This is a genomic window from Flavobacterium enshiense DK69, from assembly GCF_000498495.1.
Taxonomy (GTDB): Bacteria; Bacteroidota; Bacteroidia; order Flavobacteriales; family Flavobacteriaceae; genus Flavobacterium; species Flavobacterium enshiense.
Genome location: NZ_AVCS01000015.1, coordinates 325,919 through 351,381 on the forward strand (window position 1 = coordinate 325,919; position 25,463 = coordinate 351,381).

Annotated in this window: 27 protein-coding genes; 15 read left to right on the forward strand and 12 right to left on the reverse strand. The window is 37.0% G+C overall.

Annotation, left to right across the window (positions count from 1 at the left end):
* Positions 1-82: 82 nt before the first annotated feature.
* The 7 genes from FEDK69T_RS11425 to FEDK69T_RS11455 form a co-directional block, all read right to left on the reverse strand.
* Positions 83-634: an IS1096 element passenger TnpR family protein gene (locus tag FEDK69T_RS11425; protein ID WP_023574323.1), complete on the reverse strand. Its 552-nt coding sequence runs from the start codon at positions 632-634 to the stop codon at positions 83-85.
* Between the two features lie 85 nt (positions 635-719).
* Positions 720-1,109, reverse strand: a complete 390-nt coding sequence (gloA2, locus tag FEDK69T_RS11430; protein ID WP_023574324.1) for an SMU1112c/YaeR family gloxylase I-like metalloprotein — start codon at positions 1,107-1,109, stop codon at positions 720-722.
* A 2-nt stretch (positions 1,110-1,111) separates the two neighbouring features.
* The gene (locus FEDK69T_RS11435) at positions 1,112-1,720 is read right to left on the reverse strand and encodes an HPP family protein (RefSeq protein ID WP_023574325.1); all 609 of its coding nucleotides are present in this window, start codon (positions 1,718-1,720) and stop codon (positions 1,112-1,114) included.
* 3 nt (positions 1,721-1,723) lie between these two features.
* A complete protein-coding gene (locus tag FEDK69T_RS11440) occupies positions 1,724-3,004 on the reverse strand; it encodes a chloride channel protein (RefSeq protein ID WP_023574326.1) in 1,281 nt (426 codons plus the stop codon).
* 97 nt (positions 3,005-3,101) lie between these two features.
* Positions 3,102-3,452, reverse strand: coding sequence for an MmcQ/YjbR family DNA-binding protein (locus FEDK69T_RS11445; protein WP_023574327.1), 351 nt, complete (start codon positions 3,450-3,452; stop codon positions 3,102-3,104).
* A 6-nt stretch (positions 3,453-3,458) separates the two neighbouring features.
* Positions 3,459-3,917 carry a YciI family protein gene (locus FEDK69T_RS11450; RefSeq protein WP_023574328.1) on the reverse strand — a complete coding sequence of 153 codons (459 nt, stop codon included), beginning with the start codon at positions 3,915-3,917 and terminating at the stop codon, positions 3,459-3,461.
* A gap of 85 nt (positions 3,918-4,002) precedes the next feature.
* On the reverse strand, positions 4,003-5,148 hold the full coding sequence (locus tag FEDK69T_RS11455; protein ID WP_162147248.1) for a T9SS type A sorting domain-containing protein: 1,146 nt from the start codon (positions 5,146-5,148) through the stop codon (positions 4,003-4,005).
* A 325-nt stretch (positions 5,149-5,473) separates the two neighbouring features.
* On the opposite strand from FEDK69T_RS11455, the gene FEDK69T_RS11460 reads away from it, so the two are divergent.
* From FEDK69T_RS11460 to FEDK69T_RS11485, 6 genes are all read left to right on the forward strand, one after another.
* Complete coding sequence (locus tag FEDK69T_RS11460; protein WP_023574330.1) at positions 5,474-7,627, forward strand: TonB-dependent receptor; 2,154 nt, start codon at positions 5,474-5,476, stop codon at positions 7,625-7,627.
* A 232-nt stretch (positions 7,628-7,859) separates the two neighbouring features.
* Positions 7,860-8,498, forward strand: coding sequence for a tetratricopeptide repeat protein (locus FEDK69T_RS11465; protein WP_035629686.1), 639 nt, complete (start codon positions 7,860-7,862; stop codon positions 8,496-8,498).
* 37 nt (positions 8,499-8,535) lie between these two features.
* Complete coding sequence (locus FEDK69T_RS11470) at positions 8,536-9,873, forward strand: histidine kinase (RefSeq protein WP_023574332.1); 1,338 nt, start codon at positions 8,536-8,538, stop codon at positions 9,871-9,873.
* A 2-nt stretch (positions 9,874-9,875) separates the two neighbouring features.
* Positions 9,876-10,202, forward strand: coding sequence for a 2TM domain-containing protein (locus tag FEDK69T_RS11475; RefSeq protein ID WP_023574333.1), 327 nt, complete (start codon positions 9,876-9,878; stop codon positions 10,200-10,202).
* Positions 10,189-10,512 carry a 2TM domain-containing protein gene (locus FEDK69T_RS11480; protein WP_035629688.1) on the forward strand — a complete coding sequence of 108 codons (324 nt, stop codon included), beginning with the start codon at positions 10,189-10,191 and terminating at the stop codon, positions 10,510-10,512. The genes FEDK69T_RS11475 and FEDK69T_RS11480 overlap by 14 nt, the downstream gene beginning before the upstream one ends.
* A gap of 119 nt (positions 10,513-10,631) precedes the next feature.
* Positions 10,632-11,384, forward strand: coding sequence for a LytR/AlgR family response regulator transcription factor (locus tag FEDK69T_RS11485; protein WP_035629689.1), 753 nt, complete (start codon positions 10,632-10,634; stop codon positions 11,382-11,384).
* Between the two features lie 64 nt (positions 11,385-11,448).
* Here FEDK69T_RS11485 and FEDK69T_RS11490 read toward each other — a convergent pair whose 3' ends face one another.
* Together FEDK69T_RS11490 and FEDK69T_RS11495 are read right to left on the reverse strand one after the other, a co-directional pair.
* On the reverse strand, positions 11,449-12,471 hold the full coding sequence (locus FEDK69T_RS11490; RefSeq protein WP_023574335.1) for a COX15/CtaA family protein: 1,023 nt from the start codon (positions 12,469-12,471) through the stop codon (positions 11,449-11,451).
* 75 nt (positions 12,472-12,546) lie between these two features.
* Positions 12,547-13,965, reverse strand: a complete 1,419-nt coding sequence (locus tag FEDK69T_RS11495; protein WP_023574336.1) for a CCA tRNA nucleotidyltransferase — start codon at positions 13,963-13,965, stop codon at positions 12,547-12,549.
* 344 nt (positions 13,966-14,309) lie between these two features.
* On the opposite strand from FEDK69T_RS11495, the gene FEDK69T_RS11500 reads away from it, so the two are divergent.
* A complete protein-coding gene (locus FEDK69T_RS11500) occupies positions 14,310-15,452 on the forward strand; it encodes a glycosyltransferase family 4 protein (RefSeq protein ID WP_023574337.1) in 1,143 nt (380 codons plus the stop codon).
* Positions 15,453-15,458: 6 nt separating this feature from the next.
* On the opposite strand, the gene FEDK69T_RS11505 is transcribed toward FEDK69T_RS11500, so the two are convergent.
* Positions 15,459-16,019 (reverse strand): L-threonylcarbamoyladenylate synthase, encoded by a 561-nt coding sequence (locus FEDK69T_RS11505; RefSeq protein WP_023574338.1) that lies wholly within the window; start codon positions 16,017-16,019, stop codon positions 15,459-15,461.
* Positions 16,020-16,359: 340 nt separating this feature from the next.
* On the opposite strand from FEDK69T_RS11505, the gene FEDK69T_RS11510 reads away from it, so the two are divergent.
* From FEDK69T_RS11510 to FEDK69T_RS11540, 7 genes are all read left to right on the forward strand, one after another.
* Positions 16,360-17,490 carry a glycosyltransferase family 4 protein gene (locus FEDK69T_RS11510; protein ID WP_023574339.1) on the forward strand — a complete coding sequence of 377 codons (1,131 nt, stop codon included), beginning with the start codon at positions 16,360-16,362 and terminating at the stop codon, positions 17,488-17,490.
* On the forward strand, positions 17,477-18,397 hold the full coding sequence (locus FEDK69T_RS11515; RefSeq protein ID WP_035629694.1) for a hypothetical protein: 921 nt from the start codon (positions 17,477-17,479) through the stop codon (positions 18,395-18,397). The genes FEDK69T_RS11510 and FEDK69T_RS11515 overlap by 14 nt, the downstream gene beginning before the upstream one ends.
* Positions 18,398-18,622: 225 nt before the next feature.
* Positions 18,623-19,714, forward strand: coding sequence for a GDP-mannose 4,6-dehydratase (gene gmd, locus FEDK69T_RS11520; protein ID WP_023574340.1), 1,092 nt, complete (start codon positions 18,623-18,625; stop codon positions 19,712-19,714).
* A 2-nt stretch (positions 19,715-19,716) separates the two neighbouring features.
* A complete protein-coding gene (gene fcl / locus FEDK69T_RS11525; RefSeq protein WP_023574341.1) occupies positions 19,717-20,640 on the forward strand; it encodes a GDP-L-fucose synthase in 924 nt (307 codons plus the stop codon).
* Positions 20,641-21,459, forward strand: a complete 819-nt coding sequence (locus FEDK69T_RS11530; RefSeq protein WP_023574342.1) for a glycosyltransferase family 2 protein — start codon at positions 20,641-20,643, stop codon at positions 21,457-21,459.
* A complete protein-coding gene (locus FEDK69T_RS11535; protein ID WP_035629698.1) occupies positions 21,456-22,355 on the forward strand; it encodes a hypothetical protein in 900 nt (299 codons plus the stop codon). The genes FEDK69T_RS11530 and FEDK69T_RS11535 overlap by 4 nt, the downstream gene beginning before the upstream one ends.
* A 1-nt stretch (position 22,356) precedes the next feature.
* On the forward strand, positions 22,357-23,148 hold the full coding sequence (locus FEDK69T_RS11540; protein WP_035629699.1) for a glycosyltransferase family 2 protein: 792 nt from the start codon (positions 22,357-22,359) through the stop codon (positions 23,146-23,148).
* A 4-nt stretch (positions 23,149-23,152) separates the two neighbouring features.
* Here the strand turns inward: FEDK69T_RS11540 and FEDK69T_RS11545 are convergent, their stop codons facing one another.
* Complete coding sequence (locus tag FEDK69T_RS11545; protein WP_023574344.1) at positions 23,153-23,908, reverse strand: glycosyltransferase family 2 protein; 756 nt, start codon at positions 23,906-23,908, stop codon at positions 23,153-23,155.
* A gap of 81 nt (positions 23,909-23,989) precedes the next feature.
* On the opposite strand from FEDK69T_RS11545, the gene FEDK69T_RS11550 reads away from it, so the two are divergent.
* Complete coding sequence (locus FEDK69T_RS11550) at positions 23,990-24,700, forward strand: polysaccharide deacetylase family protein (protein ID WP_023574345.1); 711 nt, start codon at positions 23,990-23,992, stop codon at positions 24,698-24,700.
* On the opposite strand, the gene FEDK69T_RS11555 is transcribed toward FEDK69T_RS11550, so the two are convergent.
* On the reverse strand, positions 24,692-25,429 hold the full coding sequence (locus FEDK69T_RS11555; RefSeq protein WP_023574346.1) for a glycosyltransferase family 2 protein: 738 nt from the start codon (positions 25,427-25,429) through the stop codon (positions 24,692-24,694). The genes FEDK69T_RS11550 and FEDK69T_RS11555 overlap by 9 nt on opposite strands.
* Positions 25,430-25,463 lie beyond the last annotated feature (34 nt).

Genomic DNA, 25,463 nt, shown 5'->3' on the forward strand with positions numbered 1-25,463 from the left:
TTTTATTTTAAGATTAAAGAAAAAAGAACATAGAAAAAAGACAACATCTATTTTCTATGTTCTATTGTCTATTTTCAAAGGTTTAATTCCAGTTTTCTTCGTAACCAAAATCTTCGAAAGAATCATCTCCTTCGAACATATCCATGTCGTCATCGTCGAATTCATCTTCAAAGTCGCCATAAATGTCGTCCTCGGTAACATCGGCACCTCTAAATCCGCTGGAACCTGCTTCGGCCGGTAACTCACCGTGGGAGAATAAAAGCGCAGGATAGGTTTCGCCTTCTTCTTTTTCTTCAATGGCAGCAAGCTCTAAGAAGAACGTCCACATACTGAAAAAATCGTAGATATACACCATTTTGGTGTTGTCCTTGTGCACTAAATCGTTGATCTTGAAATCAGCCATCGTTTTCATTTCCCCAAGAACATCTCCGGTATCAAACATCGGGATTTCATCATCTTCATTCCATGTCCAATCGTTTTCACAAGTGAAAAATGAACCTGTTTCCGTACCGTCAAAGCCAAAAGCATTAACGACAGCATTGTGTAAATCTTCTAAAGTATCGTCTTCAAGGATTGCAATATCTCTAAAAATGTCTTCCTCGGCGTCGAGGATTACTCGGAATTTATAAACCATGACCTTATTATTTTTTGAAAGGTCAAAGGTAATTATAATTTTAGATTTCAGATTTCAGATTTGCGTTTTGTTGATAAGATTTTAATCAGCTCTCATAGAATTCGATAGGCAAATCATCAGGATCTGAAAAGAAAAAGAAACGTTTTCCGGTATATTCGTCTGTCCGGATATTTTCGGCTTCAATATTGTTGTTTAGGATAAAAGACAAGGCTTTTTCGATGTCAGCCACTTCAAAGGCAAGATGGCGTAATCCGGCTGCTTCCGGACGTGAAACGCGTTGTGGAGGATTTGGAAACGAAAATAATTCTACCACATAGTTTCCGTTTAAAGCCAAATCAAGTTTATAGGACTTGCGTTCTTTTCGATACACTTCCTGCAGGATTTCCAGACCTAAAATTTTTGTATAAAAGTGCTTTGATTTTTCGTAATCGGAGCAGATAATGGCAATATGGTGAATTTTATTCAGTTTCAGCATCTTTAATTGTCTTGATTCTTTCTGATATGACCGGAAATTTTCTTTTTCAGCTTGGTAAACTTCTTGCTTGTAGGATATTGGCGGTTGGAAGTCATATTGTTGAATATCAAGGCTACGGTTAAAAGGATCATCGCACCACTAAGTACTGGAGATATTACGTACAAGTAACCCAGTTTTAAGATGGTGGGCGAACCGGTAACAGCAATTAGTGCAGTAGCGCCTCCGGGTGGATGCAGGGTTTTAGTAATCTGCATCAAAACGATGGATAATGCTACGGCAAGCGCAGAAGCCAGCCAAATCATATCAGGAAAAAGTTTTGCAGCGGTAACTCCCACAATGGCAGAAATCACATGCCCGCCAATTAGGTTACGCGGTTGGGCTAGCGGACTTTGAATCACGCCATAAACTAAAACACATGACGCCCCAAAGGAACCAATTAAGAATATGAAATCTTCTCTAGGGAAAATATTGTAGTGCAAATAGGCTATAATTCCCATTCCGACAAAAGCTCCGATAAAAGCCCAAAAGTGCTCCTTGAAATCAACAAGCGTTTCTTTGTATAATACGTATTTGGCTTTTCGGTAGTTGCGTTTGATGTGTTTTGTCGGCATAAATCAGGAAACGGTTTTTGGCTGATAACTGTAAACGGTATATGGATAAAGCAATTGGGCAGTAGTTTTGGAAACCAGGCACACGGCTAAGATCGGTAAAAATAAGGTGTAATTATTAATCAATCCGCATATCAGGAATAAAGCAGTGAAAGGGGCATGAATGCTGGCACTTAACATGGCTGCCATCCCAATAATCATGAAGTTGAGCGGAATCACATCGGCGTCAAAATAAGTATTCAGCAACGAAGCCATCAGTAATCCCAAAAAAGCACCAATGAACATGCTGGGAGCAAATACGCCACCATCGCCACCGGAAGCCAAAGTTACCGAAGTGATAATGGGTTTCAGAAGTAAGACTCCGGACATCGTAAGCACAAACGAAGTAGTCAAAACAACGGAATCAGAATTTGAGAACAAATCTTTGATGGCGTGATATCCTTCTCCGTATAATTGTGGTAAAACTAATAATGATAGGCTGATGATGGCTGAACCGATCAGGATTTTAGTGGAATGTTTTTCAATCTGCCCGAATTTCGATTTAATGTAAATCACCGATTTGGTCAGGTACACCGAATTAATTCCCGCCAAAACTCCAAGTAAGAGAAAGTAGGGGAAAGCATATAGGTGCCAATTGGTGACTGACACTTCAAACAGCGGTTTTTCATCTAAAAGCAAAATGAAACCGTAAGCAACAGCGACCGACAAACTTGTAGTTAAGGCAAAGGTTTTAGTTACCTTCTTGGAGATTACTTCAAAGGCAAACAAAACTCCTGCAATCGGACTGCAGAACAAGGCTGTGATCCCTGCGGCAATTCCGGCACAAATGAGTTCGGTTTTATGTCTTTTAAAAACATTTTCCTTTTGTTGCGCGACAGAACCAATGGCGGCAGAAGCAACAACGGTGGAAACTTCAATTCCGGTAGAACCTCCGAAAGCAACAGTGAGTAATCCGTTGAAAAAATGGGAAGGGATTTTATAAACCGGAAGTTTTTTGGTTCGGGAGCCAGTACTTTCAAAAATCTCTTTAATCCCTTTGTTTTCCTTCTTTTTGAACAGATGCTGACGCAGAAAATAAATTACAGACAAACCAAAAACCGGGAAAACCAGAAAAAAAATCCAGTTTGAAGAAGCCTTATGGAAGAGGATTTCCTCATAATGTTCGGTTAAACGCTTTAGGGAAACCGCCATGAAAGCACATAGAAAACCAATTAATACAGAAACAATGCCCAGTTTTTGGAATTTGATCAGTTTATGGCTTTTACGAAGCTGTGCGGTTTTGTTCATGGGTGTGAGGAATCTTGCAAAGCGGTTTGCATCGCAAAAATAATTATCGGCTAATGAAAAAATCTTTTTAAAACGTTAAAGTTTAATCAAAAGCAGATTATTCAAAGCTTAATTGCTTTTTGATTTTAGCGGGCAATTTATCTTTTACAAGTGTATACGATTGTGTTACGTAATGTTTCCATTCTTTAGGTGATAAAGTAGTAATGTCTTCCACCAAAACCCATTTGTAGCGCGCCACATATGGGGCAGGTTTGAATCCTTTTTTAAAGGAAAGTTCATCAAATTCTTCCGGAGTCACTTTAAAAGAAGCAGAAGTGGGTGTTTGATTCAATCCGATGACACAAAACATTTTTTCGCCTATGCAGAAACACAAATCGTTTTCCCATTTGATGTCTTCGGTAACTGACGGTAATGATTTGCAAAGTTCTTGTAAATCTTCAATATTCATTAATTATTACTTATTTGGTTTGGTTATTTTTTTATGTGTTGGAGGAACTGCCATCAAAGCTGCGCTGCAATACCACGGAGTTAATTCCACCTCAAAGATTTTTGCCTTCACAGCAGGATCGGTTTCCACTAATTTTTGAGCTTCTTCCACAGTAGTGCAGTTAAAAATGAATATCCCGCGGTAATTACGGTCGTTTTTCATAAATGGTCCGGCTACAATCAGTTTCCCTTCATCGGCAAGACGATTGATGTTAGCCATATGGCCTTCAAAATATTTTGTTTTCTCTTCTTTTGTCGCAGTTGTGTTTGAACCTGTTTTAAGGATGCAGAAAATATAGGTCTTCATACCGTTGTCGTCTCCGCCCAACTCCTTGGCCAGTTTTTCGTCGTAAACGGTTTCAGTTTCCTGCGCAGAGAGTAGGCCTGTTATAAAGAACATAAAGGCGAAGGAGAAAATATTTTTCATGGCGATTTAGTCGATTACAATCAAAGATAAGGAAACGACTTTAAATTGTCGTTCCCTTCTTCAATTGCTGTCAAAATTATAATAATTATTGCTTCAAGATTTTAATGGAGCTTTTATAGTTTTTATCGATACGGAAGAAATACAATCCTGAAGAATATTGGCTAATATCGATGTTGGTTATATCGGGATTCAACTGTCCGGTTTGCATCAGTCTGCCGGTTTGATCGGTAATACAATAATTTGTATTGTCAAGAGATTCATTGGTTTTGATGGTTATTATGTCAGCAGAAGGATTAGGATACAACACTAAAAGTTTTCCAAGTGAAAAATCTTCTGTTCCCAGAGTATAACCAAAAGTTACTCTCGAGACATTTAACCAATTGGGAGCTTCCCACACTTGATTGACCTCTTGTGTTACATTGTTGCTTCCGTTGTAAGAGTAAAGGGATCGCCTATTATCTACCCAAGTAGTTCCATTCCAATTTTGCCATAATGCAATAGTGACAAATCCCGCACCATTGTAATCATTGATCAGCTTAATCTCATTCACCCAAGCACTGCCGTTCCAGTTTTCTTGAGTATCTGTAAGGACTTTATTAGCCCCTGTATAAGTATAGGTGTTTCTTTTACTGTTTACCCACACATTGCTTGGATTCCATGTTTGAGTGACACTGTAATTTACGGTGCCTGAAGGGTTGTTGAAAAAATCAGTTTTGCTGGTATTTTTCCAGGGGCCGGTAAAATTCCAACTTTGATTCAAAGTTTGAGTAAGATACCCGCTGCCATCATATGTGTTGGTTAGCATAGTGTTGTTCACCCAGGATCCAAGCCATAAATAGGAAGTATTGGTAAGTACTTTTTTTGCAGCATTATAAGTGTACGTGGAACGAAAAGCATTTACCCATGTATTAGTTCCTGTATCCCAACCTTGAGCAACAGATTGTTGGAGGGTACCATCAGGATTATAGGCATTATCAATCTGAAGGGCATTTTGCCACACTCCTGGAGGTGTTATCCATTGGTAGGCGATTGAATGAGTTAAATGATTGGAACCGTCATAGGTATTAATTGTTCGTTCCGATTTTTGCCAATCGTTATTAGCCCATTCGTCCCAAAGGGCCCAATAAACGTTTTGGCCTAGTCCATTAATACTCAGCAACAGCGTCGAGAGAAGTATTATAAACCGTATGTGATGTTTTGTTGGGGCTTGCTGGAAAGTAATTGTTTTCATTTTTGACAATTTTAATTTCATACTTTTAAAATGTTGAGGGAAGAAGATTTTGACTAAATGTTTAGCACGTTCTTGAAAACCGTGTAGTCCGTCGTATACAAACCATTTTATTAGGGCAGAAGACCAACGTCAAATACTTTATTGAAGCCATTGGGATATGATTGTAAAGTTATTAAATAAAGTTGTAATTAATTGATTTTTAATTAATAAGGTTTTATTTAAGATTCTGTAAAAAACAATTCATCCCTAAAAAACGACGATTCGGAATTATTTTTTGGGTTTTCCGTTTTTTCTTACGCAAATTTGCTCTGTTAAAATTATACAGATGAAACCCCTTTTTTCCTTATTACTTTTTTTGTGCAGTATGAACCTGTTTTCGCAAGCCACGATTTCGGGTAAAGTGTCGGACCACAAAGGAAAACCTGTTGAAGGAGCTAACGTTTTTATAGAAGGCGCTTATGACGGAGCGACATCCGATGTAAATGGAGACTTTTCTTTTACAACATCCGAGAAAGGCAATCAGATATTGGTAATTACTTTTTTGAGTTTTGAAACGCAGAAAGTTTCGATTGTGATTGAAAACTACAAACCGCAAACCATTAAACTTAAGGAAAGTGTAAATACGCTTGATGCCGTTGTGATTTCGGCAGGTACTTTTAAAGCAGGCGACAATTCAAAAGCAGCTGCCTTAAAGCCTTTGGACATTGTTACGACGGCTGGAGCTGCGGGCGACATTATAGGTGCATTGCAAACGTTACCGGGTGCGCAGATTGTTGGGGAAAGCGGGCGTCTGTTTGTACGCGGTGGCGAATCTGATGAAACGCAGACATATGTAGACGGAATCCGCGTTGCACAGCCCTATAATGCCACTGCTAACAATATACCTACACGCGGACGTTTTTCCCCTTTCTTATTTAGTGGAATGACTTTTTCAACAGGCGGTTATTCGGCTGAGTTTGGAGATGCTTTGTCGAGTGTGCTGTTGTTGAATACCATCAATGAAGTGGATAATGAACAATCGAATTTTTCATTCATGACTGTCGGTTTGGGAGCCAGCAACGTCCAAAAGTGGAAGAAAAGTTCCTTAAGCGTCAATTTGAGCTATATCAATTTAGAACCTTATCAAAAAGTCGTTAAACAAAATGTGGATTGGGTTAAGCCTTATCAGTCAATGTCGGGCGAAACGGTATTCCGACAAGGGTTTAACAACGGATTGTTTAAATTTTATGCTGCCTTCGATTATACGACTTTCAACCTGAATCAGAAGAATGTAAATTTTTCTGAACCCATAAACGTGGACACCCAAAACAATAATTTTTATACGAATGCTTCCTATAAAGGTAATTTCGGTGCGGGATGGGGCATTCATGGCGGAATCAGTTTCGGTTACAGCCAAAATAAAAATGAGATCGACAGGAGCAATCTGAAAAACAGGGAAAATGCATCACACATGAAGCTGAAGCTAACCAAAAAGTTCTCAGACAGAGTTCATCTGGCTTTTGGAGGCGATTATTTTATTACCGATTTCGACGAAAATTACAACGATATCACTTTAGGCGAATTTAAAGATGGTTACTACAACAATATAACAGCGGTTTATGTCGAAACGGATATTTTCTTTTCCAAAAAACTGGCAGCCAAAGTAGGTCTGCGTGCCCTGAACAGTTCTTATATTAATGAAAGCAGTATAGAACCAAGGATTTCATTGGCTTATAAAACGAGTAAAAACGGGCAGGTTTCTTTGGCTTATGGTGATTTTCATCAGAATCCGGTTCAGAATTACCTGAAATTCAATTCGGATTTCAATTACGAAAAAACATCCCATTATATCCTGAATTACATGTATGCTGTAAACGGAAGAACTCTGCGGGCCGAAGCCTTCTATAAAGATTACTCCGATTTGGTAAAATACGATACCTATACACCGCTTTTTAACAGCAACTACAATAACAACGGTTACGGTTATGCCAAAGGACTGGATGTTTTTTGGAGGGATAATAAAACGGTGAAACATCTCGATTACTGGATTTCGTATTCTTACATAGACAGCAAACGTGATTATAAGAATTATGAAACCAGTGTAACGCCAAGTTTTGTGGCCAATCATACGCTATCTGTTGTGACTAAGTATTGGATTGAAGATTGGAAATCGCAATTGAGTATTACAAATAGTTTTGCTACCGGACGCCCTTACGATAATCCCAATGAAACAGCATTTATGAATGCAAAGGCAAAAGATTACAATAGCCTGAGTATGAGTTGGGCATATTTGCTTTCGCCTCAGAAAATTTTGTATTTTTCCATATCCAATGTGTTGGGAAGGGATAATATTTTTGGATATGATTATGCGCTTTCACCAGACAGTGATGGGGTATATCAACGACAAGCCATCACACAGCCGGCCGACCGTTTCTTCTTTATAGGGTTCTTTTGGACAATCAGTAAAGATAAGAGCAAGAACCAGTTGGATAATTTGTAGAAGAGTGACTGAGTGACTGAGTTGGAGAGTTGCATTAGGATTGTAGACTAAATTACTAAGAAATTCATAGTCTAAGAAACTAGATAACTAAAGAAACAATTCATCCTCGAATTTCGACAGTTCAGTCAGAATGAATTTTAAAGGAGTAAAAACCGAAATACCTTTGGAGTATAAATCAGAAGAAGTTTTAATCATCAATTAAAAAACTATTAATCAACTAAAAAAGAAAATTATGACACGAATTATCACATCATTAGTACTATTCATCTGCAGTTGGGCATTTTCACAATCCTCAGCCACAAGTTCACCATACGAACAGGGAATGGGTAAAGCAATGGGATTATGGAAAGAAGGTAAATCAGCTGAAGCAACTGCTATTTTCGAGCGAATTGCTTCTGTTGAGAAAACGAATTGGCTGCCTAATTATTATGTAGCGTTCATCAATACTGTGGAGGTTTTTAAATTACAGGATAAGTCGAAAGCTTCTGCATTATTAGACAAAGCACAACAGGCTTTAGACAATGCCACAGCGGTTAGTCAGAACAACCCTGAACTGATGGTGGTTCAGGCTTTGATTTACACTGCTTATATTGTTCAGGATCCTATGACCAACGGGATGAAATATTCCAGCAAAGCAATGGAACAGTATTACAAAGCACAAGCCCTTGCGCCTGAAAATCCAAGAGTTGTTTTCTCTAAGGCAGAATTCGAAATAGGTGGTGCAAAATATTGGGGAACTGATACAAAACCTATGTGTGCTGAGGTGGAGCGCTCCATCGGACTTTTTGCTAAATTTAAGCCAGAGACTGCTTTTCATCCAAGCTGGGGATTAGAACGTGCTAAAGAGCTTTTGGCTAACTGTGGGAAATAAGCGGTATCAAATCAAAATCTGATAAATTCAGTAACCAATGAATAAGTATCTCAAAGAATTTTTAAAATCGATTGTTTTAGGACTGATCATATTTGTAGTGCTGATCTTTGTAGGTTTGCTTACAGGTAAAAAGATTGCCTTAGACAACAATCTGCTGATGAATTTTCAGTATACCTTGTTGTATTCGGTTTGCCTGTATATGGTTAACTCTTTGGTATTTATTTTTTTAGATAAGGTTTTTACAAATAACAGGTTTACTTTTAAAAGGATACTGATTGGATTTTTCAGCTCTTTTGTAGTGTCGGTTTTAACTATCTTCCTGCTGAGGATTTTCGAGGAAGTTGTTATAGAAGGGGATTCTTTTGAAAGCTTTATAGAAAAAGAGAAGGCTTCGGATTATTTAGTGGCCACAATCATGACATTTATTGTAACGCTGATTTTTCATGTCCTGTTTTTTTACCGTTCGTATCAGGAAAACAGGGTTAAAGAACAAAAGATTATTGCAGGAACGGCTTCGGCGAAGTTTGAAAGTTTAAAAAATCAGATTGATCCACACTTTTTGTTCAACAGTTTGAATGTATTGAGCTCTTTGATTGAAGAAAACCCGGAAAGCGCACAGAAATTCACGTCTTCTTTGTCAAAAATTTACCGATATGTCCTCGAACAGAGGGATAAAGAACTGGTGAGTGTTGAAGAAGAACTTGCTTTTGCCAAAACGTACATGAACCTGTTAAAGATGCGCTTCGAGAACAGCATTTTCTATGAACTGCCCGAAAAAGTAAACAATCCGGAAGCCAAAGTAGTGCCTTTGTCACTGCAGTTGTTGCTGGAAAATACGGTGAAACATAATGTGGTAAGCGAGAAAAAGCCTTTGCATATCCGAATTTTTGAACAGAAGAATTGTCTTGTGGTTCAGAACGATCTGCAGAAAAAAGAAGTGTTGAAAGACAGGCAAGGGGTTGGTTTACAGAATATAATTAACCGATACGCAATTCTGACGGAAAGGAAAGTCAGTATTAAACAAACCGAAAAAGAGTTTACGGTAGAATTACCACTATTAACAAAACAAATCGGAATTATGACAACAGCAGATAAAACAAACGATGATTCGTCCTATTACAGAGCCAAAAAACGTGTGGAAGCCCTTCGCGGTTTTTACGGAAGCCTGATATCGTATTGCGTGGTTATTCCGGTGTTGGTGTTTATCAACCTGTACTTCTCACCTAAATTCCAGTGGTTCTGGTTCCCGATGATTGGTTGGGGTCTGGGACTTTTGATGCATGGTTTTGGTGTTTTCGGATACGGATCCAGATGGGAAGAACGAAAAATCAGGGAAATACTTCATAAGCAGAATGACAAACAAAATTGGAAGTAATAATGGAAACAAATAATAATGAAAGAGAACAACTGGAACAAGCAAAAAAAAGAGTCCAGGAAATAAAAGGATTTTATGGGCATTTAGCTGCTTATGTCGGTGTAAACATATTCTTTTTGGCGGTTAACCTATTGGCATCACCAAAACATTTATGGTTTTTTTGGCCGATGTTAGGCTGGGGAATCGGAGTGGCTATGCATGGACTACGTGTTTTTAATTATATGCCGTTTTTCGGGAAAGATTGGGAAGAGAAAAAGATACGTGACTTTATGCAGGAGGAAGAGCTTCAGAAGAATGAATTAAAGGATCAGCATCATGGAAAATTATAATAACAATTTCGACGAACGCTATGAAGATGCTCAAAAAAGGGTAAAACGGTTAAAAGGTTTTTATTCGCACCTGATAGTCTATGTTTTGGTGAATATTTTGATCGTTTTTATCAATATAAGTAATCTGAAACCGGGAGAGAGCTATTTTCAATTTGAAAACTTTTTTACGGCTTTCTTTTGGGGAATTGGATTACTGGCGCATGGTGTTAGTGTTTTTGGTCATCATTTAATCTTTGGAAAAGAATGGGAAGAACGAAAAATCAAAGAATTCATGGAAAAAGATAAACAGGAACATAAAAAGTGGGAGTAGCTTTTGGAATCAGACAACAGAAGTCAAAAAGCAGAAAGTCAATACTATTTATGACTTTAGATAAAAAAACCTTAGTGCCTAGACATCTCAAAACCTCAGAACCTTTGTACCTTAGAGATATGAACATCATTATCATAGAAGACGAAAAACCGGCTGCCCGTTTGCTGCAGCGCAAAGTTGAAAAATTAGGGTTGAATGTGGATACCATGCTGCATTCGGTGGAAGAAGCATTGGATTGGTTTCAGAATAACCCGCATCCAGATTTGATTTTTCTGGACATTCAACTGTCTGACGGTTTGTCGTTTGAGATTTTTGAGAAAATAGACATCAAAAGTGCTGTGATTTTCACTACAGCTTATGACGAATATGCACTGCGTGCTTTCAAACTGAACAGCATCGATTATCTTTTAAAACCGATTGATGAAGACGATTTGGAAGTAGCGGTAAACAAATTCAAAGCCCGAAACCAGCCCCAAAACCTGTCGTTAGATTTTGAAATGATAAAAAAGATGCTGGTCAATCCAATCGATAAAAACTACAAAAAGCGTTTTACGGTTAAAATCGGTCAACAGTTAAAACTGATCAATGTTGATGAGGTGGAATGTTTCTATAGTGAAAACAAAGGGACCTATCTGCATACGCTTGACAATCGCAATTATCTGCTGGATGGAACTCTAGAGCAATTAGAAACCGAGCTCGATCCTAAGGATTTCTACCGTGTCAGCCGCAAATTCATTGTGCCGATGAAGGCAATAAAGGAAATTCAACTGCACAGCAATTCCCGTTTAAAAGTCATTCTGCAAACATACAATGACGATGAGGTAATTGTGGCGAGAGAGCGCGTGAGTGATTTTAAAGAATGGCTGGGGTAAAAAAATGTTCAAAAGACAATTGAATTACTTTAATTGTCTTTTGAACTTTTAATATTTTAAAGTATTATTTACTAAGGCGATGTAAGGTAAATACCATTGTGGATAACAATGCGAAAGCTACCAACTGATGTGCCAGTCCCAACCAAAGCGGAACATGGAATAACAGCGTGAAAACCCCCAACGCAAACTGAACGAAAACAATCGCTATCAAAGTTGTCAAGCCTTTTTTCTGAGTAGTGTTCAGAACATATTTTTTACTGCGGAAATACAAATACAGCATCAAGCCAACCACTACATATGCCATGGTTCGGTGAACGAATTGCACGCCGCTTTTCCCTTCGGTTAGTCTTAATAACCACGAATCTTTTTCCAACACAATACTTTCGTGGAAAAATTGACCGTCACTCATTAATGGCCAGTGATTGTGTATCAATCCGGCATTCAAACCAGCAACAAACCCACCGTAAATAATTTGTATGATAAGTACAACCAAGGCGATTCTGGCAATACTGCGCAATGATTTTATAACTTCAATTTTATTCGGGTAAATCAAATCCAGTGCTACCCAAAGTGTGTAAGCGAAAGTGATGAAAGCAAAAGTTAAGTGCAATGACAAACGGAAATGACTCACATCCGGATTGTCAATTAAACCGCTTTTTACCATGAACCACCCCAAGAATCCCTGAAACGCACCCATTCCCAAAAGAACAATGCATTTTTTGATAGTTTCCGGAGAAAGTCTTTTTTTGATTAAAAAGTAAACAAAAGGAATAATGAAAACCATTCCGATGATTCGTCCGATAAAACGATGGAACCATTCCCAGAAATAAATGAATTTATAATCGCTTAAATCAAAATCGTTATGAATGTTAATTAGCTGATATTCGGGAAATTTTTTGTATTCTTCAAAGGCTTGTTGCCATTTTTCTTCCGTTAACGGAGGAAAGGTGTCGGTGATTAAATGCCAGTCGGTCATAGATAAACCGGAGTTGGTCAATCGGGTGATGCCACCCACCATTACCATAACGAACAATAATACACAACCAGATAATAACCAGATAATAACGGATTTGTCTTCTTTTCTCATTTCAGATTCAGCGGTATTTGGAGCAAAATTATTTTTAATTCAATTAAAATGCAATCGGATAGAAGTTAATCTTTTCTATTTTACTTTTTTCAGCCCCATTTTTTCTGCTTTCATCATTACAAAATCGTAAGCTGCCTGATATTCATTCGGAATTTCACCTTCCAGAATAGCTTCTTTAACGGCTTCTTTCAAAATTCCTATTTCTCTTGAAGGCTTTAAATTGAAAAGTTCCATAATTTCTTCCCCGGTAATAGGAGGTTGGAACACGCGAACCCGATCACGTTCTTCTACTTCCACGATTTTTTCGCGAACAATCTTGAAGTTGTTATGGTATTTCTGGAATTTCTTAGGGTTCTTGGTCGTAATGTCAGCTTCGCACAAAGTCATCAGGCTTTCCACATCTTCACCTGCATCAAAAACCAAACGACGTACTGCAGAATCCGTCACAATATCCTCAGCCAGAACAATCGGACGGGAACTCATCATGACCATTTTCTGAACGAATTTCAGTTTCTGGTTCAATGGCATATGCAATCGAACAAAGATTTTCTTAGCCATTTTGCCACCTAAAAATTCATGACCGTGGAATGTCCACCCTTGTTTTTTGTTGTAACGTTTTGTGGGCGCTTTCCCGATATCGTGCAGCAATGCTGACCATCGTAACCAAACGTCATCGGTATTCGGACAAATATTATCCACAACCTCTAACGTATGGTAGAAATTGTTTTTGTGTGTATGGCCTTCAATTTCTTCCACTTGGTTTAAAGCAGTTAATTCAGGAAGGATGATGTCAAGCAATCCGGTTTGGTATAGTAAAAGGAAACCAACCGAAGGAACGTCCGACATCAGAATTTTATTCAGTTCGTCAACAATTCGTTCTCCCGAAATGATGCTGATTCGGTCTTTATTTTTTGTGATAGAAGCCAGGGATTCCGCTTCAATTTCGAAATTTAATTGAGAGGCGAAACGGATGGCGCGCATCATGCGTAACGGATCGTCGGAATAAGTGATATCCGGATCTAAAGGCGTTTTGATGGTTTTGTTTTCCATGTCGGCCAATCCGTTAAAGGGATCGACTAAGTCGCCGTATGTTGTCTCATTCAGTGAAAGCGCCAATGCATTAATGGTAAAATCGCGTCGGTTCTGATCATCTTCCAGTGTTCCGTTTTCTACAATTGGATTGCGGCTGTCACGGTTGTAGCTTTCTTTTCTGGCTCCAACGAATTCAATATCCATGTCCTCATAGCGCAACATGGCAGTCCCGTAGTTTTTAAAAACCTGGACTTTCGGTTTGTGTGGAATCAGTTCGGATACTTTTAAAGCTAATTCGATGCCACTGCCCACAGCAACAACGTCAATGTCTTTTTTATGGTCTCTTTTTAAAATCAAATCACGTACAAAACCGCCAATTACATAACTTTCTACGTTAAGTTCTTTAGCTGCCTGAGCAATGATTCTGAAAATTTTATCCTGTAATGCTTCTTTGTAATTCATTTCAAGTTTCCGTTTTGTCATTTCGACGAAGGAGAAATCTCACGTTTAAGTCCGATAGATTTCGTCTGTACGACAAATGTTATTTGCGAATTATCTTCACTGACTATTAGATGTTAATTTAAAAATAGTGGAAGGTTTGCCGAAATTTTATCGCGATGCAAATTTACCACTTTGATAGTCGATAACGAAAATTAAAAAGGTTTTTTATTGACAGCACTTCTGCTTTTGTTATTTGTGTAAAAGTAATACTACATTTGTTGAAAAAAAATTATATAATATATTTTGTTCTCTATAAATAAAATGGAATTAATTTTAGCTTTGTACCATAAATTGAAACAGCGAGAATGAGTCAGATACTTTATTTTTACCCGGAAAACTTACTATTAAAACAACATGGAAACAATGCCAGAGCTTTAGAATTGTTGAAATATTTTAAAGACAGGGGGGTAAGTGTTGATTTTGTTTGTGCGTCCGGTGATTTTCTGATTCAAAATGGCGTCGAAATTCTGAAAGCAGAAGGATTGATAGCGAATGGATTTGTCTTAGATTCGCTTCCAAGGAAGAAAAATAAAATAAAATACCTGCTTGAACATTCCTTGCCAAACAAAATTTATTCTTTAAGAAAATACTTCAGAAAAGGAAGATTGATTAATGTTGCTCGTTTCAGGGATATTCTTAGCAGGAAGAAATACGATAAGGTTATTATTTCGTATGCGTTTTGGTCGTATCTGATAGAGAATAAAGGATTATTGAAAGGAGCGGAGCTGATTATTGATACCCATGATTTTTTAACTGCGCAGTACAAGGAAGAGAAAGGTTTTAAAACGGGAGTTTTTCTGGAGAAAGAACTTGAATTACTGAATAAGTTCGATAAGATTTTGACAATTTCGGTTGATGAGAAATACATATTCTCACAATTTTTAAACAAAGAAGTTGTTTGGGCTCCTCATCCGATTGCTTTTAATGGAACCGTCTCCAAAAAGGATTGTGAGTACGACCTTATTTATGTAGCCAGCGATAATATACACAATATCAAATCGGCAAAATGGTTTTTTGAAAATGTACATCCATTATTGAATAAGGATGTCAAAATTTGCGTAATCGGCAAAGTGTCAGAGCATATTGAAGATAAACCGAATATCATTAAATTAGGCAATGTTCCCGAATTAACCGACTATTACAGGAAATCAAAGATTGCAATTTGTCCTATGCTTTCAGGAACAGGGCTGAAAATAAAAGTTGTTGAGGCAATGTCGTATGGGCTTCCTGTGGTTTGTAACGAAAGAGGATTGGATGGTTTGTCATCAAAATACAATAACGGATGTTTAGCAACAAATTCCCCGTCGGAGTTTGCTGAAAATATTCATAAATTATTATCAGATAGTGATTTGTATGCAAAAGTATCCGAGCAGGCTGTAAACCATTTTATGCAGACCTACGATACAAATGTGGTTTACAAAATGCTGGATTCGATATTTATAAATTAACCAGGTTTATTTTCTGATGATCTTTACCTGATTGTCATTAGTTAATTTGATGATAGTCGAAGGTTTGTCACAAATTTTATCGTGGTTCAGATTTACCACATAATCAACTCCCTTTAAAATTTCAGGGCTTATTTCTTTGAAGGATTTTGGTGTAGGCTGCCCAGATATGTTGGCAGAGGTAGAAACTAATGGTTTTTTCATGCGTTCCATCAGTTTAAAGCAAAACGGTTCTGTTACAAGTCGCACTCCTAAAGTATTGTCCTCTGCAATGATATTTTGTGCTACATTTCGTGGGTTGTCCAGGATTAGGGTAGTTGGTTTTTCAGATAAATCAAGAATCTGCCAAGCCACTTCAGGTATGTCTTTAAAAACATTGTACATCATTCTTTCCCCATTCATCAGAACGATCATGCTTTTGCTTTCTTCACGTTGTTTTAAGGCATAGATTTTTTTTACCGCTTCCGGATTAGTCGCATCGCAACCAATGCCCCAAACGGTATCTGTAGGATAAAGAATGATTCCGCCATTTTTAATGACTTCGTAAGCGTTGTGGATTTCAGTATTCATTGCAGTTATTTTTCGTAGTAAAATTAATCATTTTATTATAGTTTATTAATAATGCGATCTGCTTTTGCAAAAAAAGCGTAAAGACAGTCCTGTTGAGAAAGGTTTCATTGCGGTAAGGAAATAATATCTTCTTCATTTTGTCAATTTGAATTAGTTGTAATCGTTTTGCTTATTTCCTTAATCAAATTTCTTATTTTTGTGGAAATTGATTTTTGACAAAAAATATAAAGTCTAAAAGAAACTATCTGCTTATTTGTTAATCGGATACAATAGTTTTAAATGAAGTGAATTAGTAGTCCGGTATTGAATTTTTATTATGGTGCATAAAAAAAAGATAGTTTTGGATCCCCAAATTTTTAACGATCAGGAATATGGTGGGATTTCAAGATATTATGTTGAGATTTTTTCCAGGGTAAAGCGAAATAGCAAGGATTTCGAAGTTATAGTACCGGCGCTATATTCCAAGAATGTTTACCTGGCCGAAAGTGATTTAAATAATTCCAAGTCGGCTTCTTTTGGACGTTACATTAATTTTCTGAATAAAATCGGAATCAGTGTCCGAAAAAAAATAAAAAAAAGAAACAGGTCCTTTGCGCTGAAAATAATTGGTTCAAATGACTTCGATTTATTTATCCCAACTTATTTTGATCCGTATTTCTTAAATCTGATTGGAGAAAAACCTTTTGTTCTGACAGTTTATGACATGATTCATGAATTGTTTCCTTCCAATTTTCCGGATGATACCACAACGGTTAAGAATAAGTTGTTGCTGATGGAAAAAGCGACCAAAATAATTGCAGTTTCAAATAATACCAAAAAAGACATTCTGCGCCTCTATCCTCATTTGGATGCAAGTAAAATTGAAGTGATTTATCATGGAAATTCAATTGAAATTTATCCTGATGAACCAATTGATTTACCTTCGAAATACCTTCTTTATGTTGGATCCAGAGAGCATTATAAGAATTTTACCTTTCTCACTGAAGCCATAGAAGAAACTTTGAAAAGTCAGGATGATTTGGTTTTATTATGTGCCGGAGGCGGAGTTTTTAAAGAAAAAGAAAAAGAATTCCTCAAAAGGAAAGGGTTGACAGATAAAGTGTTTCAGTTGCCGTTTAAGGAAAAACATTTAGGGAAGATATATCAGAATGCAATAGCTTTTATATTTCCTTCCGTGTATGAAGGATTTGGAATACCCGTTTTAGAGGCAATGGCATGCGGGTGTCCAATAATACTAACAGACAACAGTTCTTTCCCGGAAGTGGCAGGAGAAGCCGGCATTTTTTTTAAATTGAATGATAAGGCAGATTTAAGAAACAAAATAGAAATGGTTCTCGCGGATCCCGATTTACGAAAAATTCACACCGAGAAGGGATTGGAGCGAATAAAAAAATTTAGCTGGGATGAAGCAAGCGCTTCTTGTATACGAGTTTATAATGAAGCCATAGCATTAACACATGGAAAAATATAAAGTTACATCACCCATACTTTTCCTGATATTTAACAGACCAGAACAGACTTATAAGGTTTTCGAACAGATCAGAAAAGTAAGGCCCGAGAAATTATTTATCGCCGGAGATGGTCCGAGGGAAAACAAGGATGGTGAGGCGTTATTGTGTGAAAAAGCGCGTCAGATAGTATCGCTTGTCGATTGGGATTGCGAAGTGAAGACGCTTTTTAGGGAAGAAAATTTAGGGTGTAAATATGCGGTTTCTTCTGCAATAAGCTGGTTTTTTGATCAGGTAGAGGAAGGGATTGTCCTCGAAGATGATTGCCTGCCTCAAAATGATTTTTTTTATTTTTGCGATGTATTATTAGAGAAATACAGATTTGACAGCCGTATAATGCATATAGGCGGAACCAATTTCCATAAGGACATGAAGTGGGGAGATGCCAGTTATTATTTTTCCAATACTTCAAATGTCTGGGGTTGGGCTTCCTGGAAAAGAGCTTGGAAAATGTATGATGTAGAGCTTTCGCAATATAATGGCATTGATACAGCGCCTTATTTTTATTCTATTTTTAACAGTACGATTATTGCGGAAACTTGGGCAAAAAAAATAAAAGAGCTGCAGGAAAATAAAATTGATACGTGGGATTATCAATGGACAATTGCAGTCATGTTAAACAATGGATTGACTATCGTGCCTAATACAAATCTAATCAGTAACATAGGATTTGGGATTAATGCCACGCACACAGTGACGACTTCAAGTGAAGCGGCAAATATGAAAGTAGGTCCTATTGGAGAAATTACACATCCGGGAATTATTTTGGCTGAAAAAGCTGCAGATTTAGTAGTTTTGAACCGGGAATTCAATGTTAAGAAGCAAAAAAGGAAGAAGATAATCCGAACTTTTAAATTCTGGAAAAAATAAAAGAAACAGTCGGGATTTTTTTGAGGGATTGATATTTGTTGAAATTTTAAGAATCTGCAATAAATAAAATAATAACAGAAAAGCAGAGGGATTATAATGAAGATAAGATTTTTCAGATAAATTTGCTGCTGGTTAAAAGCCCGAAAAGAAATAGATATCATTTAACAACATAAAATTCGTCTTTTTGAGTTAATCAACAGATGAATTGTTTTATATAAAATTAGTATGAAGACAGCCTTAATAACAGGGGTTACAGGACAAGACGGAGCATATTTGGCAGAATTATTACTGTCAAAAGGATACATGGTTCACGGTATTAAAAGAAGAAGTTCTTTGTTTAATACCCAACGAATTGATCATATTTATGAAGATCCACATATTGAAAACCAGCATTTCAAATTGCACTATGGCGATTTAAGTGATTCTACCAATTTGATCAGAATTATTCAGGAAACACAACCTGATGAAATCTACAACCTGGGTGCAATGAGTCACGTAAAAGTGAGTTTTGATACTCCTGAATATACGGCAAATGCTGATGGAATCGGAACTTTACGAATTCTGGAAGCAGTGCGCTTACTGGGATTAACAAAAAAAACCAAAATCTATCAGGCATCTACTTCAGAATTGTACGGATTGGTTCAGGAAGTTCCTCAAAAGGAAACAACTCCTTTCTATCCACGTTCTCCTTATGCGGTGGCAAAAATGTATGCTTACTGGATTACGGTAAATTATCGTGAAGCATATGATATGTTTGCCTGTAATGGAATTTTATTTAATCACGAGAGTCCGCGTCGAGGAGAAACTTTCGTAACCAGAAAAATTACAAGAGGGGTTGCTCAAATGGCATTGGGGCTGCAGGATACTTTATTTATGGGGAACATTGACTCGCAACGCGACTGGGGACATGCCAAAGATTATGTGGAAGCTATGTGGTTGATTTTGCAACAGGAAAAACCGGAAGATTACGTTATTTCAACAGGCGTTACAACTACTGTTAGAGACTTTATCAAAATGGCTTTTAAAGAAGTTGGTGTTGAAGTGGCATTTTCCGGAGAAGGCGTTGATGAAGTGGCTGTAGTTGTATCTACTTCTAACCCGGAATACAGTTTTACCGTTGGTCAAGTAGTTGTGAAAATTGATCCTACTTACTTCAGACCGACCGAGGTGGATTTACTGATTGGTGACAATACGAAGGCAAAAACAAAATTGGGCTGGGAGCCAAAATACAATTTGGAAATGCTTGTTAAGGAAATGATGGAAGCTGATGTCGAATTGTTTAAGAAAGAAAAACACTTAAAAGCACACGCTAAATAATAATGGAATTACATTCGAAAATTTTTGTAGCCGGACATCGCGGAATGGTGGGTAGTGCCATCGTGGCAAATCTTGAGAGAAAAGGCTTCACTAATATTATTAAAAGAACATCGTCTGAATTAGACTTAAGAAATCAAAAAGCGGTTGCCGATTTTTTTGAAGCCGAAAAACCGGAATATGTATTTCTTGCTGCAGCGAAAGTCGGAGGAATTGTAGCCAATAATACCTACAGAGCCGATTTTATATATGAAAACATGATGATTCAAAATAATGTGATCCATCAGAGTTTTGAAAATGGGGTTAAAAAACTGATGTTCCTTGGATCGTCTTGTATTTATCCTAAACTGGCGCCACAACCTTTAAAAGAAGATTATCTTTTAACCGGTTTATTGGAAGAAACCAACGAACCTTACGCCATAGCTAAAATTGCAGGAATAAAAATGTGTGATGCTTACCGTGATCAGTACGGCTGCAATTTTATTTCGGTGATGCCAACAAACCTTTATGGTTTAAACGATAATTACGATTTAAATAATTCCCATGTATTGCCTGCCTTATTGCGCAAATTTCATGAGGCAAAACATAACAATACACCAGAAGTGACCGTTTGGGGAACAGGGACTCCGCTAAGAGAGTTTCTTCATGCCACGGATATGGCGGATGCCTGTGTTTTTCTGATGCAGAATTATAATGAAAAAGGATTTGTGAATATTGGATCAGGAAAAGAAATCAGCATACGTGATTTAGCTTTTTTGGTGAAAGACATCGTTGGTTTTGAAGGAGAAATTATTTTCGACACCACAAAACCGGACGGAACACCAAGAAAATTGATGGATGTTAGCAAACTAAATGATTTAGGCTGGAACTATTCCATCGAATTAAAAGACGGTATTGAAGCTGTTTACAAAGAAAAATTTTTGAGCTAAATGACGAGAATATCAATAATAACAGTTAATTATAACGATAAAGCCGGTTTGGAGAAAACACTGCGAAGTGTGACGTCTCAGACACTGAAGGACTTTGAATATGTTGTTATTGACGGAGGAAGCAATGACGGAAGTAAAGAGCTGATAGAAAGCTACGCAGATAAAATTGATTATTGGGTAAGTGAACCGGATAAAGGGGTTTACAGTGCTATGAATAAAGGGATTAAAGCTGCTACCGGAGAATTTGTGCTTTTTATGAATGGCGGCGATTTATTTTATGACACGCTGGTACTTGAAAATGTCCAGAAAATGCTGGTGCCAGAATATGATATTTTTTACGGCGATAATTTTAAGGTGAAAGACAACGCAAAGCGTAAAAAAACCTATCCTGAACAATTGTCTTTTTCTTTTTTCTATACCAGTTCATTAAATCATCAGTCTACTTTCATAAGAAGGAAGTTGTTTTTTGACCATTTTTTATACAAAGAGAATTATAAAATTGTAGCCGATTGGGACTTTTTCATTTACACTATCTGTAAGCAGAATGTTCCTTACAAATACTTAAATTGTACTATCAGCGAATATGATTTTACAGGTATTTCATCGTCAGAAAAAAGCAGAAATACCATAGCTCAGGAAAAAGAAGCTTCCATGAAAATGTATTTTCCGTTATTTGTGGAGGATTACAAGCAGGTAGCCGAATTGAATTCAAAACGGGTACAGCAGGTTTTTCATATCAAGAACTTTCCGGTTGCCTGGAAACTTTTAAAAAGTACCATCAGCGTTCTGTTGCTGTTTATTCCTAAAATGAAAAAATGAAAAAGATACAAGTAGGTTTTTTACTGTCGTATGATTACGAATTGCTGAAGAAATCCATTCCGCCGGTTTATAATGAGGCGGATACTATTTTTTTGGCCGTTGACAAAGAATACAGAACATGGTCGGGTAATAAATTCTCAATTCCAGATGATTTTTTTGATTGGCTAAAAGCATTCGATGTTGATAAGAAAATTGAAATTTATGCCGACAATTTTTATGTTCCTGAGCTGAATGCTATTCAGAACGACACCCGTGAGCGTCATATGCTCGGAAATAAAATGGGCATTGGCAATTGGCTTATCCAAATTGATTCCGACGAGATTTTTATCGATTTTAAATCGTTTGTCACCAATCTTAGAAAATACGATTCATATCTGAAAAACCCGGCACAGAATCCGATTCAGTTTGCCGCTTTTCATGTCAATGTCTATAAATATTTGCCGGAAGGGATTTTGTATATCGACAAGCCTTCCAAATTTTTAGTGGCGACCAATTATCCTAACTATAAATACGCTAAAAACACGAAATCGCGAATCGTATATTTCAATTCCTTAGTCCTGCACGAAGGATTGGCACGAACCGAGGAAGATTTGAAAGTGAAATTAGCGAATTGGGGCCATAAACATGAAATAAACGATACGTTTTTGGACAAATGGAAAATGGCCAATGCGCAAAATTACAAAGACCTTAAAGATGTCTTTTACCTTGACGCTGATACTTGGCCGTCCGTTGGTTTTTTTCCATCCAATAATCTTTCAGAGATTAAGAAGATAGTAGAGAACGACGCAACATTAACTATTCCGGCAACCAAATTGTTTTTCAGGAATTTCGGCCAATGGTTCAAGCATTTATTCAAAAAGAAAAAACCCGTTTTCGAATCTTATTTCGAGTTATAATATGAAACTAAAAACAGCTTTATTAATTTCGACTTACAATTGGCCGGCCGCACTTAATGTTGTGCTTAAAAGCGCCATGTCACAATCCGTTATGCCGGACGAAATTCTTATTGCTGACGACGGTTCGATGGAAGATACAAAAGCCCTGATAGAGTCCTATCAGCAAAAATGCGTCGTGCCTATAAAACATTTCTGGCAGGAAGATTTAGGTTTCCGAAAATCGAGAATCTTAAACCAGGCCGTTGCCGGAACCGAAGCCGATTATATCATTCAGGTGGACGGTGATTGCATCATGCATGAAAAATTTGTGGAAGACCATATAAAGGGACGTGTAAAAGAGGCATATTTATATGGAGCCCGTGTAAATATTCTTCCGGATTTTGTGGCTGAAGTGCTGGAAAAAGGGATTATATCTTTTGGCTATTTTTCAAAGGAAATCAAAAATAAATCCAGATCACTGCACATTCCTTTTTTTGCATCTTTTTATAAAGTGCATCAATCGTATTCGGATAAATTCAGAGGGTGTAACGTGTCTTTCTGGAGAAAAGATTTTATCGAAATCAACGGTTATAATGAAGATTACGAAGGCTGGGGCAGAGAAGATTCCGATTTAGTAATAAGAATGGGAAATAAAGGCGTAAAAGCCAAAAGGCTTCGTTATGCCGGTATCGTCTTTCATATTCATCATAAAATTAACTCAAGGGCCAATTTTGAAAAAAATGATGAAATGCAGAACCAGACTATTGCTAATAAATTGGTTTGGATAGAGAACGGCGTCGATAAATACCTTTAGAAAACTATTCCAGTTTTCTGTACATCATCCATAGCTGCAAATATCTTTTGAAAACCGAAAAAGCGTGTACATAAGCCAGTACGAATCCTTCTTTGCCATCTAAAATTCCCAAACGATAAATATATTGCCAAAGAAAACGGTATTTAGGACGTATGAAAAAATGATAGGCATTGGGCTTTTTGTTCTTCAGATAAAGACTTTCTGCCTGTAGTTTGCTGTATAAATTGAGCTTATTGTTGTAATTGTCAAAACTTTTGTAACTGAAATGGTTGACCTTTTCTTTTAAGAAGCCTACTTTGCCATTAGCAGCAATAACTTCGTGAACAAGATTTCCGTTGTACTGACAGTGATTTTTATTGAAAACCCTAATTGCCTTATCAGATTGCCATCCGCCGTACTTGATGTGCTTTCCCATGAAATGAAAATTTCGCTTCGCATAGTAAGCAACATATTCGGATTTTGAATTGGATACGGAAAGAATTTCGGTTTTTAATTCAGGGGTAACGATTTCATCTAAATCAAAAAATACAATCCAATCGTTTTTAGCCTGACTGATAGCGAAATTACGTTGATTGGAAAAATTGTCAAATTCCCTTTGGATTACCTTTACACCTAGACTTTTTGCAATTTCCACCGTTTTATCGGTACTGTCGGAGTCAACAAAAATAATTTCATCAGCAAAAGACAAACTTTCAACATACTGTTTTACATTTTCTTCTTCATTTAAGGTAATCGCTAATGCTGTTATTTTTGGTGTCAAATTATTTAGGGATGTATTTTTTGATATATATAGAAGCAAATGTAATAATTTTACAATTATTTACTAATATAAAATAACGAAATGACACGACTGCCAATTTTAATGTACCATAATGTTTCTAAAGAAGAGAAAAATAGTAAGGGACTTACAATTTCTGCTGTAAAGTTAGAGAGTCAATTTCGTTATTTAACCGAGAATAAGTACACAAGTTATCATTTGTCGGAATTGGAAACCAAGAGCCAACTGCCAAAGAAGAGTATCGTAATCACTTTTGATGATGTCACGGAAAATCAATTGATCTATGCTGTGCCATTATTGAAGAAATATGATCTAAAAGCAACATTTTTTGTGCCTTTTGCCTATGTTGATAAAACGGATATGTGGAATGAAGGCAGTGAGAAAATAATGAGTTACGAACAATTGAGAAATCTTCCTGAAATTATTGAATTGGGTCTGCATTCTTTTGCCCATAAAAAATATGATTCTCTTTCCGAATCGGAAATAAACAATGATTTCGAAAAATGCTTCAAATGCATAGAAGAACACAATCTTAAAGTGTACAGTGCTGTTGCTTACCCTTATGGTAATTTTCCCAAAAAAGAGCCTGAAAAATCCAAATTCAAGACAAATTTGATGCAGAACGATATTAAAATGGGATTGCGTATTGGTAATAAAATAAACAAATTCCCGTTTAAAAATCCGTTTGAAATTATGCGCATTGACGTAAAAGGCGAGGACAGTCTGCTGAAATTCAAACTGAAACTGCGTTTCGGTAAACTGAAATTATTTTAAGCCTTTCTGAATCAGGATCATTTTTGCATAACGCGAAAAAACGCCATACGCATTAACACTGGCCAAAGCTAGCCCCGGCACGCCATCCATAAATCCTCTTTTTAAAATATAGGACGAGAAAAAGCGATATAAGGGTTTAAAGAATAAGTGGAAATAAGTAACTTTTTTGCCTTTTTGAACTGAAGTGTTAGCCTGAAACCAAGCATAAGAGTCTTTTTTCTGCAACAAATGAAATAAGCCTTTATAGGTGTAATGCAACATGAAATTTTTCAATTGCCCGATACTGCCCGGCACATTTAGTTTTTCGTGCACATCACCGGTAAAGTGAATGTTGTTGTTTCTAACCAATCTCACTACACGATCTACTTTATGGTATAAAAAGCGGTTCATGTAGAAATGAGGGAAATTGATTTTATAGCCACTGTGTTTTCCTGAAGCCATGACGTCAAGAATTTCGAGTTTGAGTTTTTGGCTTACCCTTTCGTCTCCGTCAATAAAAAGTACCCAATCTCCTGTTGCCTCTTTGATGGCATGGTTTTTTTGATTGGAAAAGTTGTCGAATTTTCGCTCCAAAACCTTGCAGCCTAATGAGATGGCTTTTTCTTTGGTTCCATCACTACTGAACGAATCAATGACAATGATTTCATTAGCAAAATCTACTGATTTCACTGCATCTTCAATATAGTCAATCTCATTATAGGTGGGGATAATAACCGAAAGCGTACTCATTATTTTTAATTGGGAAAACAAATTTAACAAAATT